The organism is Mycolicibacterium sediminis, assembly GCF_010731735.1.
In the GTDB taxonomy this organism is placed as follows: Bacteria; Actinomycetota; Actinomycetes; order Mycobacteriales; family Mycobacteriaceae; genus Mycobacterium; species Mycobacterium sediminis.
On sequence record NZ_AP022588.1, the window covers coordinates 1,842,315 to 1,858,386 of the forward strand.

Genomic DNA, 16,072 nt, shown 5'->3' on the forward strand with positions numbered 1-16,072 from the left:
GTGGATTTTCGCGCAGCCCTGATCGAGGAAACCGCAGCATTCGGCGAGGTCGTCCGCGGCGTCGACCCGACGACGTGGGACGAGGTGCCCGTGCCGACCTGCCCGGGCTGGAGCCTGTACCAGCTGTTCAAACACGTGGGGCGGGGTGAGCGTTGGTCCGCGCAGATCATCGCCGAGCGCCGACGCGACGCACTCGATCCGCGCGAGGTCCGCGACGGAAAGCCGCCCGAGGATCCCGACGCCGCGATCGACTGGCTCAATGCCGGCGCGCAGCAGGTCATCGACGCGATAGACCGCGTCGGCGGCGACGCGCGGGTGTGGACGTTCCACGGCCCGAAGCCCGCGGGCTGGTGGGTGCGTCGCCGCGTCCACGAGGTCACCGTGCACCGGGCCGACGCCGAACTGGCGCTCGGCCGGGACTTCGTCATATCGCCCGAACTCGCCGCCGACGCCGTCACCGAGTGGATCGACCTGGCGACGATGGGGGCCGACCGGCACGCGCCGCCGCTACGGCGCGGGCTGACGCTGCACCTGCACGCCACCGACGAGGGTCTCGGGCCGACGGGGGAGTGGACCGTCGTGCACGACGAGGACGGCGTCACCTGGTCGCACGACCACACCAAGGGCGAGGTGGCCGTACGCGGACGGGCCGTCGACCTGATGCTCGCGCTCTCGCGTCGTCGCAGTACCGCCGACGCCGGCATCGAGGTGTTGGGCGATCCGGTGGTGTGGGAGGAGTGGTTGGACCGCACGCCGTTCTAGGCTCCTCCCATGCGGGGAATCATCCTGGCCGGAGGCTCCGGAACGCGGCTGTATCCCATCACGATGGGGGTCAGCAAGCAGCTGGTGCCGGTGTACGACAAACCGATGATCTACTACCCGCTGTCGACGCTCATGCTCGCGGGCATCCGGGACATCCAGGTCATCACGACGGCGGCGGATGCGCCCGGGTTCCGGCGGGCACTAGGTGACGGCAGCGAGTTCGGCGTCGACATCAGCTATGCGGTGCAGGACGAGCCGAACGGTCTGGCCCAGGCGTTCGTGATCGGCGCCGACCACATCGGGGCCGACTCCGTCGCACTGGTGTTGGGCGACAACATCTTCTACGGCCCTGGGCTGGGTACGAGCCTGAAGAGGTTCCAGGGGGTCGCCGGTGGCGCCATCTTCGCGTACTGGGTGGCCAACCCGTCGGACTACGGCGTGGTCGACTTCGACGCCGACGGCGTCGCGCTGTCGCTGGAGGAGAAGCCCGCGACCCCGAAGTCCAACTACGCGGTGCCGGGACTCTACTTCTACGACAACGACGTCATCGAGATTGCGAAGGCGTTGCGGCCCTCTGCGCGTGGCGAATTCGAGATCACCGAGGTGAATCAACGCTACCTCGAGGAGGGCAGGCTGTCGGTGGAGGTGCTGGCCCGCGGGACCGCGTGGCTCGACACCGGGACCTTCGACTCGCTGCTCGATGCGAGCGACTTCGTACGGACGATCGAGCGCAGGCAGGGCCTGAAGATCGGCGTACCGGAGGAGATCGCCTGGCGCGTCGGCTTCATCGACGACGGCCAGTTGGCCGAGCGTGCGGGCCGCCTGGTCAAGTCGGGTTACGGCGAGTACCTGCTGGGCTTGCTGGACCGCTGACCGCCTGGGGCGTCGCGAGAATGGCGGCGATGCCCGTGGTGAGGGGCACCGACAGCGCCAGGGCGATGCCGCCGACCGCGGAGCGGGCGATCTCGATGGCGACGCTCTCGCTGGTGAGCACGTCGCCCAGCGACCGGTTCGCCACGCTGAACAGCAGCAGCAGTGGCAGCGCGCTGCCCGCGTAGGCGAGCACCAGCGTGTAGACGGTGCTCGCGATGTGGTCGCGGCCGACGCGCATCGCGCCGATGAACACCGCGGTGCGCGAGGCGCCCTGCTCGGCCAGTTCGAACGCGGTGGACGCCTGTGTCACGGTGACGTCGTTCAGCACGCCGAGGGAGCCGATGATGAAGCCGGCCAGCAGGAGCCCGGTGATCGACACGTTGCCCAGATACGCGGCGACCTCGTTGTTCTGGTCCTCCGACAGCCCGGTCAGGTGGGCGAGTTCAATTGCGCCCCAGGATAACCCCGCGGCCAGCAGCAGCGACGCCAGTGTGCCGAGCAGCGCGGCGCTGGTGCGCAGGCTGACGCCGTGCGCGAGGTAGATGACGGCGTACAGGATGGCTGCCGACGCGACGAGGGACACCGGGATGGTCGGAGCGCCGTCGCGTAGTGCGGGCAGCAGGAACATCACCAGGACCAGGAAGGCGATGACGATGCCGATCATTGCGCGCAGGCCGCGCCACCGGGCGACGGCGACCACCACGATGGCGAAGACGGCGGCCAGCGCGACCAGGGCCCACGACCGCTCGAAGTCGTAGAACGCGTAGGTGGTGACGCCGTTCTGGTCGACCTGCCTGCTGAGCCGGACGTCGTCGTCGGCGGCCAGTTGCGGTTGTCCGGGGCCGCCGCTGAACTCGAGCAGCGTCCTGGCGCCCGTGTTGGGGCCGGAGTCGATGCCGATCAGTGACTGGATGCACTCGCCGCCGCCGGAGGGCGCCATGGTGGGCGCGCTGGTCAGCACCGCGCCCGCCGACGGGCTGCCGCAGTCGGCGATCCCCGTCGACAGCACGCGTCCCGCCTCGGTGGTGACGGCACCGCCCGCGGCGTTCTGGAAGGGCAGCGGGATGTCGACCTTCTGCTGGCTCGGCCATAGGACCGCGGCGCCCACGATCGCGGCGAGGCCGATGACGACGAGCAGGCCGACGACGATCTTGGCGGCCGTCGGGCCGAGGGGTGCGGGGCCGCTCGGCGAGTGCGAATGGGAATGCAAGTGGGCCACCCGGACAGGGTAGAGGTGGCCGCCGCGTGAGGACCTCGTGGAGGTCTCGTGAGGATTCGCTTGGAACGTCGCCCGGGCCGTCTGGTGTCGGCATAGTCGTCCGGGTGCGGAGACGAGCCCTGCCGTGGATCGGTCTGGCGTGCTGGGCGGTCGGTTTCGCGTGGCACTGCGCGAGGCCGTCGTTGTGGTTTCTCGACCTGCTGCTGGTCCCGGCCATGGCGCTGCTCTACGGCGGCGGCGCCGTAGCGGTCGTCGTCGCAGTGCTCGTGGGGCGGCGGTGGTCGGCGTGGGTGCTGGTGGTGCCGGTGATCGTGGTGCTCACCGTGCTGGTGAATCCCGGATGGCGCGTCGCCTCGGGGGCGTACTTCCAGGTGCACCGGCCGCTGTTCGACCTCGCGCTCGGGACGGCCCCCGGCCCCAGTTACTACGGCGCACCGCTGCCCCTGCCGCTGCGGTTCCTCACGGTGACCGGGAAGGTGTCGAGTTTGGGTGAGGAGGGCTCCGACGGCCGGTTCTTCCCCCAGTGGGCCGGGATTCCCGACGACGCCGGCGGCTACCTGTACAGCCCGGGTGGGTCGCCCGTGGGTGTCGACCTGTACGGGTCGCTCTGCGCCGACCCGGTCGATCTGGGCGACGACTGGTGGATGTGCGGGCTGGCCGACAACGGGCTCTAGGCCCTGCGTGATGCGCAGGGCCGAGGCCTGGGGTGGTTACCGGTGGCTGGGCCTGGGGTGGAGGTCGGCGTCGCGTTGGAGGGGGTTGACGGTTGGTGGTGCGCCGCCGATGGACCAGGCGAGGCGGCCGTCGTCGGTGACGGTGGTGGTGGCGTGTCCGCGGGTGACGAGGGTGTGGTCGGGTCCGCAGGCGAAGTAGAGGCTGTCGGCGTCGGTGGTACCACCGGCACTCCAGTCGGGGGCGTGGTGAACTTCGCACTGGTATCCCGGGCGGGTGCAGCCGGGTCTCGTGCAGCCCTGGTCGCGGGCGTGGCAGACGATGCGTTGGTCTGCGGTGGCGATGCGCTTGCTGCGGGCCAGGTAGATCGGCCGGTCGGAGTGGTCGTCGAATACTGCTAGGTAGTGGACGGCGTTGGCGGCCAGGCGGATCAGGTCACGCATCGGCAATGAGGAGCCGCCGCCGGTGCGGGCCGGGCGCGGCATGGGGACGTCGGGGTCGGTCATGGCGTGGGCGGCCTGGTCGAGGTCGGCGACGGTCGTCGTCGCGATGACGGTGACGGGGATGCCGCGGTGAGTGCCCAGGGATCCGGACCCGATGCCGGCGCGCAGTCCGAGTTTCAGGGCGTCGTGCATGCGTTGAGCGCCGGTGCGGGTGTCGGTGGCGCCGTCGACGACGTCTGCACCTGCGTCGGGGACGTGGTGGCCGGGCCGGACCGCGGCGACGGTCGCCTCCACCAGGGCGCGGGTCTCGGGGTCGAGGTTGCCGCTGCACCTGCTCATGCCGTCGGGACCCTGTGTGTGGATGGTGAAGCCGCGCTGCCGTTTGCGATGGGCGTCGTCGAAGAGGCCGTCGGGGTTGATGGTGTCGGCGATGCGCTTGCCGACGTCGGCGACGAAGTCGGCGTCCTGGGTGCGGGCGTGGCCGACGAGGGTGGCTTCGATGGTGGCCTTCTCGTGGGCGGCGATCGGAGGGAGGGCGTCGAGGGCTTTGCAGACCTCGGTGATGTGGTCCTCGCCGACGGCGCCGGATTCCACGGCCTCGGCCAGGACGGGCAGTTCTGGAGCGATGATGGCGCCGGTGATCGACCGGCTGGGGGTGATGCGGGCGGCGACCTTGAAGCGGCGGGTGACTTCCCTGGGGACCAGTCGCAGTCGGGTGGCCAGGGCGTCGCGCAGCCGCACACCGGGGCCGCCGGGGAGGTGGCCGGCACCGTCGGGCGGGTCGGCCATCTCGGCGAACATGCGGTAGGTCAGGCCGCGGGTGACGCGGTGGTGGTGTTCGAGGCGTTCGGTCAGTTCCACGCGAAAGGAGTTGCCCACCATGTCGGTCGACGTTTCCCGTAGCCGGTCGAGGGCGGCGTCGATGGCGTCGAGGTCCGCGCGCACTCGGTCCCGCGCCGCATCGGCGAAGAGGAAGGAGCGGGCTGCGGTCATGTCCTCATTTTATTCGAACACGTGTTCCATCGGTAGGAGTTCTCCGTGACCTGTGGATGAAATCGCGACTGGGGATGAATCTGATCGAAATCGGCTGTCCGATCTAGTCTTTGATCGATAGTTCCGTTTGGCTTGGGGAGGAAGACAATGGGTCGAATTGCGGCCAACGACAAACCGTCACCGCTGCAGAGGGAGTTCGACTTCGTGCTGTCGCAAGGTGTCGAGCCGTTCCTGCGTGGGCTCGGCTTCATGCGGGATGGACTCGAGTTTCGGCGCGACAGAGGCGACTTGTACGACGTAGTGGGGTTCCAGGAGAACTGGCACAACGGCGTCACTCGATCCCACGGATCCTTCATCAACGTCGGGGTCGGCTCAAGGCAAGTCGATGCGGCGTGGAAGGGGCCACGTTCAGTGCCACTCCTGGACCGTCGCTGGGAGTCGATCGTGCCCGACCTCCCGTACGAGGTTCGCTTCGACCGCAACACGGACCTGATCGATTTCGCGGCCGCCTTGTGCGACGGTCTCGAGGAAGTAATAGCCGTGATCGAGGAGTACGCGTCAACCACGGCGCTGGTGCAGTACGCGGTGACGTACAACTACCTGCACCACTACGAGGAGACGTGCTGCTATCTCGCGGCGATCGCCGACGTCGACACCTTGGCCGGCTACGTCGGAGTGTTGCGGGACAGGTTCGGACATCAGGACCGGTGGGTCAACTTCAACCGTCGGATCAGCGAGGTCACGGGTAAGCACACTGCGACGTTGCTGGGGCTTGGGCTACTGGACCCGCTGGTCGCTTGAGCCCTACTGGCGGTAGGACGCCAGGAAGTTGCCGAGCCGGTCGATGGCGTTGGCCAGGTCGCGAGCCCACGGCAGCGTGACGATCCGGAGGTGGTCGGGCGCGGGCCAGTTGAAGCCGGTGCCCTGCGTGACGAGGATCTTCTCCTGCAGCAGCAGGTCCAGGACCAGTTGCTCGTCGTCGTGGATGTCGTGCACCTCGGGGTCCAGCCGCGGGAACGCGTAGAGCGCGCCCTCGGGCTTCACGCACGACACCCCGGGGATGTCGTTGAGCTTGTTCCACGCCACGTCGCGCTGCTCGAGCAGGCGGCCGCCGGGCAGGACGAGGTCGTCGATGCTCTGATGACCGCCGAGCGCCACCTGAATCGCGTGCTGCGCAGGCACGTTCGGGCACAGCCGCATGTTGGCGAGCAGGCTGATGCCCTCCAGGAAGCTCGACGCGTGCTCCTTCGGGCCGGTGATGACCAGCCAGCCCGACCGGTAACCCGCGACGCGGTACGCCTTCGACAGGCCGTTGAACGTCAGCGTGAGGAGGTCGGGGGCGAGCGTCGCGAGGCTGATGTGCTTGGCGTCGTCGTAGAGGATCTTGTCGTAGATCTCGTCGGCCAGCAGCAGCAGCTGATGCTTGCGGGCCAACTCGACCATCTGCTGGAGGATCTCCCGGCCGTACACCGCGCCGGTGGGGTTGTTCGGGTTGATGACGACCAGCGCCTTGGTGCGCTCGGTGATCTTCGACTCGAGGTCGGCGATGTCGGGCTGCCACCCCTGCGTCTCGTCGCAGATGTAGTGCACCGGGGTGCCGCCCGCCAGCGACGTGGACGCCGTCCACAGCGGGTAGTCGGGTGCCGGGATCAGCACCTGGTCGCCGTTGTCCAGCAGCGCCTGCAGGGTCATCGTGATCAGTTCGGAGACGCCGTTGCCGAGGAACACGTCGTCGACGTCGAAACGTGGGAAGCCCTCGACCAATTCGTAGCGGGTGAACACCGCGCGCCGCGCCGCCTGAATGCCCTTGGAGTCCGAGTAGCCCTGGGCATTCGGCAGCGCCTGGATCATGTCGCGCATGATCACGTCGGGCGCCTCGAAGCCGAACGGCGCCGGGTTGCCGATGTTCAGCTTGAGGATCCGGTGCCCCTCGGCCTCGAGCCGGGCGGCGTGGTCGTGTACCGGACCACGGATCTCGTACAGGACGTCCTGCAGCTTGGACGACTGCGTGAAGGTACGCTGCCGCGGCTGGTTGCCCGCGTGCCACGGAAGCTGTTGGGTGCTCACGTCCTTCATCGTCTCATCGCCGTCCACCGAATAACCCCGTTGCGGCTACTTCTTCCCGGGCTTGCGGATGCCGGGAGCCAACCCGAGGCCCTTGACCTCGACCTGCGGCTGAGCAGGCTCAGGCGCGGACTCGGCAGCGGGTGCGGAGTCGCCGTTCGACGACGGCTGCGGCTCTTCGGCTTTCGGCTCGGGCTCGGGCTCGGGCGACGGCTCAGGCATCGGAGAAGCCGCGGGTGCCGGTGCGGCCGGCTTCTTGGCGCCCGGCTTCTTGATGCCGCCCGCCAGTCCCAGTCCACCCTTGGCGGCCGCGGGCTTGGGTGCTGCGGCCTCCTCGGGAGCGGCCGGCGCCTCGGCCGGAGCCTCAGGGGCCGGAGCGTCAACAGACGACGACGCGGCGGGAGCAGGTGCCGCGGCCTTCTTGGCGCCCGGCTTCTTGATGCCGCCCGCCAGTCCGAGTCCACCCTTGGCAGTAGGTGCAGCGGGCGCGGCCTCGGCGGGGGCGTCAGCGGGTGCCGACGCGGCAGGGGAAGGTGCTGCGGCCTTCTTCGCGCCGGGCTTCTTGATGCCCCCGGCGAGTCCGAGTCCTCCCTTGGCGGGTGCGGCGGTCTCGGTAGGAGCGTCCGCGGGAGCCGACGCCGGAGCCGCCGCCCCAGCCTTGGCGCCCGGCTTCTTGATGCCACCGGCGAGTCCGAGTCCACCCTTGGCGGGTGCAGCGGTCTCGGCAGGAGCGGCAGCAGGAGCAGACGCCCCAGCCTTCGCGCCCGGCTTCTTGATGCCACCGGCCAGGCCCAGTCCGCCCTTCGCGGGTGCGGCGGCCGCGGTGTCGGCCGACGTCCCGACCTCGGACTCGGACAGCGGCGTCGCCTCGGCGGCCGGCACGTCGCCGGGCTCGTCCTCGATCTCGGACGCCTTGATCTCGGCGGGCGCAGAGGCGGCGGCCTTGGCTGCCCGCTCGTCGGCGCGCTCGGCGTACCACTTGGCCCCGGCGCCCTTCTCGGGCAGCGAGATCGCGTCCTTGTCGAGCGCGCCCAGCAGCAGCTGCGCGACGTCGAGGACCTCGACCTCCTTCTTGCCGATGGCCTCGGCGCGGTCGCCCACGCCGTCGGTCATCATCACGCGGCAGAAGGGGCAGCCCGTGGCGATCTTGGTGGCGTCGGTGTTGAGCGCCTCTTCCACGCGTTCGTGGTTGACGCGCTTGCCGATGTGCTCTTCCATCCACATCCGCGCGCCGCCCGCACCGCAGCACAGGCCGCGGTCGGCGTGGCGGGGCATCTCGGTGAGCTTGGCGCCGGAGGCACCGATCAGCTCACGCGGAGCCTCGTACTCCTTGTTGTGGCGGCCCAGGTAGCAGGGGTCGTGGTAGGTGACGTCCTGGCTGACGGGGCTGACGGGCACCAGCTTCTTGTCGCGCACCAGCCGGTTGAGCAGCTGTGTGTGGTGCAGCACCGTGTAGTTGCTGCCGAGCTGCTGGTACTCGCGGCCGATGGTGTTGAAGCAGTGCGGGCACGTGACGACGATCTTGCGGTCGACGGTCTCGACGCCCTCGAACAGCTCGTCGATGGTGGCCTTGTTCTGCTGCGCGAGCTGCTGGAACAGGAACTCGTTGCCCGACCGGCGGGCGGAGTCGCCGTTGCAGCTCTCCGCGGATCCCAGCACCAGGAACTTCACGTCGGCGGCGGCGAGCAGCTCGGCGACGGCCTTGGTGGTCTTCTTGGCGCGGTCCTCGAAGGCACCGGCGCAGCCGACGTAGAAGAGGTACTCGAAGCCGTCGAACGAGTCGACGTCCTCGCCGTAGACCGGGACGTCGAAGTCGACCTCGTTGATCCAGGCGGTGCGGTCGCGGGCGCTCTGCCCCCACGGGTTGCCCTTGGTCTCGAGGTTCTTGAACAGGCCGCTGAGTTCGGCGGGGAACTCCGAGGCAACCATGACCTGGTAGCGACGCATGTCGACGATGTGGTCGATGTGCTCGATGTCGACGGGGCACTGCTCGACGCAGGCGCCGCAGGTGGTGCACGACCACAGCACGTCGGGGTCGATGACGCCACCCTCCTCGAGGGTGCCGACGAGCGGCCGGGTCGCCTGGTCGGGGCCGGAGCCGAGGATGCGCTCGAATCCCGACTCGGGCACGTGGGCGTGCTCGTCGTGCTTCTTCTCGCCCTTGAGGTTCTCGCCGAGGCCACCCTCGGGGGTGTTCTCGAGCGGGGACTCCTTGTCGCCGAGGATGTACGGCGCCTTCGCGAACAGGTGGTCGCGCAGGTTCATGATGAGGAGCTTGGGCGACAACGGCTTTCCGGTGTTCCAGGCGGGGCACTGCGACTGGCAGCGGCCACACTCGGTACACGTGGTCATGTCGAGGTAGCCCTTCCAGGTGAAGTCCTCGATCTTGCCGCGACCGAACACCGCATCCTCGTCGGGATCCTCGAAGTCGATGTACTTGCCGTTCGACTCCATCGGCAGCAGCGGGCCCATGCCGTCGGGCAGGCGCTTGAACGTGACGTTGATCGGGGCCAGACCGATGTGAAGGTGCTTGGAGTGCAACACGATCAACAGGAAGATCAGCATGACGCCGATGTGCAGCAGCAGCGCGACGCGCTCGATGATCAGGTTGGGCGTCTCACCGAGCGGCGACAGGATTGCTCCCATGCCGTGCGAGAAGAAGGCGCCCCAGCCGTAGGGCAGGTTCTCGGTCGCCACGGCGGCGCCACGGAACAGCGCGTACGTCCAGATGACGTTGAAGATCATGAAGAGGATCAGCCAGGCGCCGCCGGTGTGGGAGCCGTAGAACCGCGAGTCGCGGCCGTACTCCTTCGGCTCGGAGCGCAACCGGATGATGGCGAAGGCGATGATGCCGAACAGCACGGCGAGGGCGAAGAAGTCCTGCAGGAAGCCCAGCACGTTCCAGTGCCCGACGATCGGGATGGCGAAGCGCGGGTAGAACAGGACGCCGAACGCCTCGAGGTACACGGAGCCGAGGACGAAGAAGCCCCACATCGTGAAGAAGTGCGCGATGCCGGGGATGGACCAGCGAAGCAGACGGGTCTGGGCGAAGACCTCCTTGAACTGCGTGGTGATGCGGTCCTTGAGGTCGTTCTTCCGGCCGCCCTCGTCGAGCGTCGTCTGGCCCGAGCGGATGAGCTTCGTCAGCCACAGGACGCGTTTGACGGCAAGGAGGCCGACGACGATGGTCGCCAAGACGCCGATACCCATCGTGATCAAAACCAGGGTGTGCTCGTCCACCACGTGCCTCCCGAGATCCAAGCCACCGCCGGGCTGTATTACTGGGCGGTAACTTAATGCTAGATGCCTGCTCATAGTTGCATCCAGTGCATAAACAACGCCATGAAGGCTGACCTAACTAGCCAGTTGGTTGGTCGACCCTCCCGGACGGCGCCGCCTTGCTCGGCAGTGACCGGTATCTGCAGGTGAACTAGGTGATCGAGGTCGGCGGCCGCGCCGAACTGAATCGAACCCGCCGCCCCACCGGGCCCGGGGCCTCCGGGTCCGCGGGAGTGGCGATGATCACACCCCTACGGCGCGGGGCTACCGAGGATGGCGCGCAGCATCGAAATTAGCTCGGAGCGGGACTCGGCGCCGAGCCTGCGGCGGATCCTCGCGACGTGGTGTTCGACGGTCTTCGCCGAGATCAGCAACTGACTGCCGATGTCCCGGTAGGGCATGCCCTGCAGGACCAGTTCGGCGACTTCGCGCTCGCGGTCGGACAGTCGTGACCAGTTCGGCATGGACGACGCGGCGCCACCGCTCTGCGAGCCCGCCGCGATGGGCGTCGACGGCCGGTCCGCCGCCTCCTGGGGGGACACCGACACCTTGAGGTCGCGGGCGAGTTGCAGCATCGCCGCCGACGTCCGGCCGTCCGGGGTCTGCAGGGCGGCCTGGCTGGCGAGGCGGGTGGCGTCCCAGGTGAGTCCGAACCTGGCGAGGCCCCGGGCGGCAACGGTCACCTCGTCGACGTCGACCTGGCTGGCCAGCACGCGCAGCCACGTGCGGCCGGCCAGTGCCAGTGACCGCGCGAACGCACTGCCGGCGGCGGCCGCGGTGAGCGCCGCGCCGTGCGGTGCCACGGCGTCCGGCGAGTTCGCGAGGATGCCCGCGTGCACGCCCGCCCACCGCAGCGGAACCGACCACAGCGGCGGATCGCCCAGGGCGCCGAGCAGTTCGAACGCCCTCGTCACGGCGGGTCCGATCCGCTCGACCTGCTGGATGCGCGCGGCGGCCACCCAGAGTTCGCCGAGCGGCAGCAGGCAGTAGAGGTCGACGGAGTACTCGTCGAGTACGTCCATCGCCGCGTACCAGTGCTTCTGAACCGCTCCGCCGTCTCCGCTGCGCCGAGCGATGGCGGTCTGCAGCGCGGCCGCCCAGAGGTGGTCGCGGCGGTGCAGGTCGGCGGCGGCGACGTCCGCGCTCGCGGCGGCGAGCTGGCCGTCCTGCATCCGCAGCCACCCCAGCAGCAGCCGGTGTCGATGGGCGGTGAACGCGGCGTCGTCACCGGGGACGGCGAGCGCGCGGGTCAGGACGCTGCGGGCGCGTCCCGGGTCGCCGCCGTGCATGGCGGTCAGCGCGACGAGTGCGGCGGACGTGTCGGGTGCGACGCCGGACCAGGTTCGGCCCTCGGTGACCGACTGGGACATGGTCGCCATCGCGGTCGCGTACGGCTGGTCGAGGGTGGCGAGCAGTCCGTCGGACAGGCGGCGTGCGGCGCGCGCCGTCGACGTGGGCGGGCCGGTGCCCTCCGATCCGGCGAGGGTGCGTGCGACGGCCACGTCGCCGGCGCCGACCGCGACGACGACCCCGGCGGAACTGACCAGGGGGTCCGGATGCGTTCCCAGCCAACCGAACAGCTCGGCGGCCTCGGCCGTCGCACCGTCGTGCGCGGCGACGCTGCCTGCGATGCGGACCGCGGCCGCGCGCTCGGCGGGGTCCTCGGAGCCGAGCAGGTCGTCGGTCAGGCCACGGGCCGTGGCGCAGTCACCCGTTGCGGCCAGGGCATCGGCGAGCCGGGTGCTGCGCGCGGTGCCGCCGACCTCGGTGGCGGCCCGGTACAGCCGGACGGCTCGGACGGGGTGGTCGCGGTGGCGTTCGGCGAGGTCGGTCAGCGCGTCGGCGAGCAGAGGGTCCCGTAGTCCGTGCTCGGCGAGACGGAGTCCGAGATCCGTTGTCAAGGTGGCGTTGTCGATTTGGACCCTGAGCAGGTTTACCTCGATGTCGTGATGCCGGATCGCGCCGCAGACCTGGGCGAGGCACCGGTGCAGCGTGCGCAGGAAGGTGGGTGTGAGCGACGGCGCGATCAACCCCGTGGCGCGCGCCCGGTCGACCAGGTCGCGTGCCACCGCTGCGTCGAGGTGCAGTGCGCCCGCCACGTCGTCGGGCCCCAGTTCGGGACTGAGCGACGAGATCAGCAGGGCGTCGAGGACGGGTTGGTCGATGCGGCGCAGTCGGTCGACGAGTGCGGTCCGCGTGGCCGACGAGATCGCGGCGCCCGGGGACTCGCCGTCCGGGGATGCGGCGGCGGCCACCGCGGCGTGCACCAGGAACGGCAGGCCCGCCGTGGCCGTCGCCACCGACCGGACCATCTCGGCGGGTGGCGCCGACCCGAGTATTGCCGTTGCAGCGCTGGCGATCTCGGTCGCACCGAGCGGGCCCAGTCTGACGGCCGGCGCTTCCCGGGCGAGGGCAGTGGTGAGTTCGGTGAGTTCCGGGACTCCGGTCAGCGGTTCCGCCGCGACGATCACCGTGGCCGACGAATCCGACACCGTCGCAGTGAGTTTCGAGAGGTCGGCTCCACCGAGCAGGTGGGCGTCGTCGACCACGATCGCGGCACCCGAAGGGTCGCCGGCCCGCGGCGGTCGCGCGAGGACCGGGATGCCTGCCGAGTGGAGCACGTCCCGAACGGCGGCCAGCGCAGTCGTCTTCCCGGATCCGAGTCCACCGGACACCAGGATGCGGCGGGACTCGGTGGGAGACGCCGCCACCGTCGCGGCGACGTCCACGGTGGTCACGGGACTACGGTCACGGAACGACGGGGATTACGGGGACCTCGGTCAGCGGGATCACCTCGGGCGCGGGAACGCTGGCGGTGACGGGCACCGGCGCGGGCTCGGTCGGAATCGTCGTGACCGTGGCGGGCTCGGGTGTGATGACGTCGGGCACGACGGTCGTGGTGATGGGTGCCCGCGTCGTCGTCGGCGGCGCCTGGGTCGTCGTCGGAGGCGGGGTCGTGGTGGTCGGCGGCGGTGTGGTGGTCGTCGGCTGCGTCGTCGTCGTGGTGGGCGGCGTCGTGGTCGTGGTCGTGGTCGTCGTCGTGGTGGTCGTGGTCGTCGTGGTGGTGGTCGTGGTCGGCGACGTGGTGGTGGTCGTCGACGAGGAACTCGACGACGGACCCGCCGAGGTCGTGGTGGGTGGCGACGTCGTCAGCGGGCCCGGCGGGATGTTCGAGACCTCGGAGGACGGCACGACCGTGGTGGTGACCAGGCCGTTCTCGCCCGTCCGCGTGATGGTGACGTTCTCGGTGACCGGCGTCGAGTCGGTGGAGGTGCCCGTCAGCGTGACCGCCAGGCCGCCGACCGCCAGCAGCGCGGCCGCGGCGGCCGCGCCGAACAGCAGGGGTGGTCGCTTGTACCAGGCCAGGGGTGCGGAATCGGGATCCTCCTCGGCCTCGTCGCGGGCGAAGGCCATGTCGGGACGTGCGTCGGTCGGGGTGCCTCCCGGTGTGTCGTAGTCGTACTCGGCACCCTCGTACGGGAGCGGTTCACCGGTGCCGGGCTCGTCCTGCGACCACGCCAGGGAGTCTGCGGCCGAGGTGTCGGCGGCGCTGGGGGCGGCCTGGGTGGGGGGTGCCGCGGACGCGCCGGCAGCACCGGCGAGCCCGGCGGCGCCGAGCGCTCCGGCCGAGCCTGCCGCCCACCCCATCGTGGGTGCGAGTCCGGTCGCGGCGTCGTCGGCGACCGGTGCCAGACCGGTGGCGTCCGGGTCGGAGTCGGTGAGTGCGCCGGACGCCAGGACCGCTGCGCCCGCCGCGCTGACGACGCCGGGTTGCGGCGTCGTGACGACCGGCGCGCGCAGCCGTTCCGAGAGCCGCTGCGTGACCAGCGGGATGGCGGCCCCGCCGCCGATGGTCGCGACGGCCGTGACGGCGGCGAGCGGAATCCGATAGCGCTGCAACGACTCCTCGATGAGGGTCAGCAGGCCCGACAGCGGCTGGTCGACGAGGCGTTCCAGTTCGGGCCGGGTGACGCGGACGTCGGAGTCGAAGCCGGGCAGTGCCACCGGGATCACGGCTGCGGTCTCCGCCGACAGCCGCTCCTTGCCCTGCCTGCACTCGTCGCGCAGGCGGGTGAGCGAGCCGACCGCCGCGGTGCCCGCGGGATCGGAGTTGCCCGCGTCGGCCACACCGGCGATCACGTGGTTCAGCAGCGACTGGTCGACGAGGTCACCGGAGAACTCGGGGTAGCGCACGGTGTCGCCGATGACGGTCATTCCGGCCCGCGCGTCCGCCAGGGTGAGGCTGGTCCCGCTGCCGCCGAAGTCTGTCAGGACCACGACGCCGTCGTTCGGCAGACCCGGTGTCACGCGGAGCGCCGCCAGCGCGGCCGTCGCGTCGGGGACCAGCGTCGGGGGGACGCCGTTGGGGGACAGGCTCGGCTTGTTGCGCAACGCATTTCGCAGGGCGCCGACCGTGCCGGGACCCCAGTAGGCCGGGACGGTGATGGTCACCGGAGCTCCGCCGCCGGCCAGGCGTGCCAGCGCGTCGAGCGCCTCGACCAGGACGATCTCGCCACGATGGGACGAGCCGTCCGCCGCGACCATCGGAACGGGGTCGCCCACGCGTTCCACGAAGCCGGTGAGGACGAGCGACGGCTGGTCCGGACCGAACTGGTCACCGACCTCCGGAGGACGCCCGTTGAACAGGGCCAGCATCGACCGTCGCACCACCGGCGGCCGGCCGACCACGGCGGCGACCAGGTTGGTGGTTCCTACCGACAATCCGAGAGCGCTCATCTATGCGGAGACCTTTGTGCGTGTCGAGGGAGGGTCGCGGTCGACTGTCGCTCGTGCGCTGCGACCAGCACTCACCTTAGCCGCCGGTATGGGGCGGGGGCGCTGATCCCCCTACCGCGTCGGACCCCCTAATGCGTCATCCCCTAATGGCGGGTGGGCAGCGGTGGGTTCGGCACCGATTCCCGCTCCCGCCTGCGGCGATATCGTTCACAGCAATACGTCCGTGATGGCTGGATGAGGAGGCAGGTGCCGTGGCGAACTCGCTGCTCGACTTCGTGATGTCGGTGGTGCGAGACCCCGACGTGGCGTCCCGGTACGCCGCGGATCCCGCGCAGGCCATCGCCGACGCACATCTCACCGGCGTGACGACCGCCGACGTGAACGGTCTCATCCCCGTCGTCACCGAGTCCATCTCGGCGGCGCCCGCGACCGGGGTCGACGTCTTCGGCGACGGCGGCAACGTGTGGTCCAGCGGTGCGGCGACCGCGGCGTTCGACGCCTTCGACCACCTGCCGGTCCCGGAAGTGCACGACCCGGTGATCACCGACCTCGTGGGTCGCCACGACGACGTCGCCTCCACCGTGGTCGACACCGGTGACGACGGGCTGCATTCGATCGCCAACGACGACGACCCCGCCTGGGCGCTGGATGCGCCGGTCATCCACGGCGTGGCGCTCGACGAGGCGTTGCCGGCCGACGACCTCGGCGGCTTCGACCACCTGCATCAGCCGACGGACGACCCCCACCTCGACACCCCGGGATTCGACCTCTACACCTGATCCCACCCCCAGCAACGTCCAGCAGCGCGGCCAGAAATGGCCGCGCTGTTGTCGTATCGGAGCAGTTCAGAGACGGTGTCGAGACATCCCCCCGTGCATCCCCTAATCCCCTAACGCACACCCCTGGGGCACCCCACCATGGCACTGTGGAGGCAGGGGTTTCGGCCCCGTTCCCGGGGACCGCCGCGGTCCATAAATTGGTCATCAGTTCGCCGGCACGCCGACGACCAGACACCCAGACCGAGAACACC

11 protein-coding genes are annotated in these 16,072 nt (G+C 70.0%); 5 read left to right on the top strand and 6 right to left on the bottom strand.

The features are described 5' to 3' along the window. Positions 1–762 carry a maleylpyruvate isomerase family mycothiol-dependent enzyme gene (locus tag G6N64_RS08795; RefSeq protein ID WP_163796545.1) on the top strand — a complete coding sequence of 254 codons (762 nt, stop codon included), beginning with the start codon at positions 1–3 and terminating at the stop codon, positions 760–762. A 9-nt stretch (positions 763–771) separates the two neighbouring features. Further along, on the top strand, positions 772–1,635 hold the full coding sequence (rfbA, locus tag G6N64_RS08800; RefSeq protein WP_163796546.1) for a glucose-1-phosphate thymidylyltransferase RfbA: 864 nt from the start codon (positions 772–774) through the stop codon (positions 1,633–1,635). On the opposite strand, the gene G6N64_RS08805 is transcribed toward rfbA, so the two are convergent. Beyond that, on the bottom strand, positions 1,589–2,854 hold the full coding sequence (locus tag G6N64_RS08805) for a YibE/F family protein (RefSeq protein WP_163796547.1): 1,266 nt from the start codon (positions 2,852–2,854) through the stop codon (positions 1,589–1,591). The genes rfbA and G6N64_RS08805 overlap by 47 nt on opposite strands. Before the next feature lie 104 nt (positions 2,855–2,958). Here G6N64_RS08805 and G6N64_RS08810 point away from each other — a divergent pair, with 104 nt between their 5' ends. Beyond that, positions 2,959–3,528: a hypothetical protein gene (locus tag G6N64_RS08810; RefSeq protein WP_163796548.1), complete on the top strand. Its 570-nt coding sequence runs from the start codon at positions 2,959–2,961 to the stop codon at positions 3,526–3,528. Between the two features lie 36 nt (positions 3,529–3,564). On the opposite strand, the gene G6N64_RS08815 is transcribed toward G6N64_RS08810, so the two are convergent. Next, positions 3,565–4,962: an HNH endonuclease signature motif containing protein gene (locus G6N64_RS08815; protein ID WP_163796549.1), complete on the bottom strand. Its 1,398-nt coding sequence runs from the start codon at positions 4,960–4,962 to the stop codon at positions 3,565–3,567. A 147-nt stretch (positions 4,963–5,109) separates the two neighbouring features. On the opposite strand from G6N64_RS08815, the gene G6N64_RS30825 reads away from it, so the two are divergent. Continuing rightward, a complete protein-coding gene (locus G6N64_RS30825; RefSeq protein WP_163796550.1) occupies positions 5,110–5,763 on the top strand; it encodes a DUF4304 domain-containing protein in 654 nt (217 codons plus the stop codon). Between the two features lie 3 nt (positions 5,764–5,766). On the opposite strand, the gene G6N64_RS08825 is transcribed toward G6N64_RS30825, so the two are convergent. The 4 genes from G6N64_RS08825 to G6N64_RS08840 all read right to left on the bottom strand — a co-directional run bounded on the left by G6N64_RS08825 (position 5,767) and on the right by G6N64_RS08840 (position 15,042). Continuing rightward, positions 5,767–7,056: a pyridoxal phosphate-dependent aminotransferase gene (locus G6N64_RS08825; RefSeq protein WP_163796551.1), complete on the bottom strand. Its 1,290-nt coding sequence runs from the start codon at positions 7,054–7,056 to the stop codon at positions 5,767–5,769. Between the two features lie 18 nt (positions 7,057–7,074). After that, the gene (locus tag G6N64_RS08830; protein ID WP_246231217.1) at positions 7,075–10,236 is read right to left on the bottom strand and encodes a heterodisulfide reductase-related iron-sulfur binding cluster; all 3,162 of its coding nucleotides are present in this window, start codon (positions 10,234–10,236) and stop codon (positions 7,075–7,077) included. 320 nt (positions 10,237–10,556) lie between these two features. Beyond that, complete coding sequence (gene iniR / locus G6N64_RS08835) at positions 10,557–13,043, bottom strand: isoniazid response ATPase/transcriptional regulator IniR (RefSeq protein ID WP_163796553.1); 2,487 nt, start codon at positions 13,041–13,043, stop codon at positions 10,557–10,559. Between the two features lie 10 nt (positions 13,044–13,053). Beyond that, on the bottom strand, positions 13,054–15,042 hold the full coding sequence (locus G6N64_RS08840) for an Hsp70 family protein (RefSeq protein WP_163796554.1): 1,989 nt from the start codon (positions 15,040–15,042) through the stop codon (positions 13,054–13,056). A 251-nt stretch (positions 15,043–15,293) separates the two neighbouring features. Between G6N64_RS08840 and G6N64_RS08845 the strand changes: the two genes are divergently transcribed. Then, on the top strand, positions 15,294–15,821 hold the full coding sequence (locus G6N64_RS08845) for an Rv0340 family IniB-related protein (RefSeq protein ID WP_163796555.1): 528 nt from the start codon (positions 15,294–15,296) through the stop codon (positions 15,819–15,821). The last annotated feature ends 251 nt before the right edge of the window (positions 15,822–16,072 follow it).

Excerpts from the sequence above, each read along its gene's own strand:
- G6N64_RS08840 (WP_163796554.1), bottom strand. The coding sequence starts at position 15,042 with ATGAGCGCTCTCGGATTGTCGGTAGGAACCACCAACCTGGTCGCCGCC.
- G6N64_RS30825 (WP_163796550.1), top strand. The coding sequence starts at position 5,110 with ATGGGTCGAATTGCGGCCAACGACAAACCGTCACCGCTGCAGAGGGAG.
- G6N64_RS08830 (WP_246231217.1), bottom strand. The coding sequence starts at position 10,236 with ATGGGTATCGGCGTCTTGGCGACCATCGTCGTCGGCCTCCTTGCCGTC.
- G6N64_RS08815 (WP_163796549.1), bottom strand. The coding sequence starts at position 4,962 with ATGACCGCAGCCCGCTCCTTCCTCTTCGCCGATGCGGCGCGGGACCGA.
- rfbA (WP_163796546.1), top strand. The coding sequence starts at position 772 with ATGCGGGGAATCATCCTGGCCGGAGGCTCCGGAACGCGGCTGTATCCC.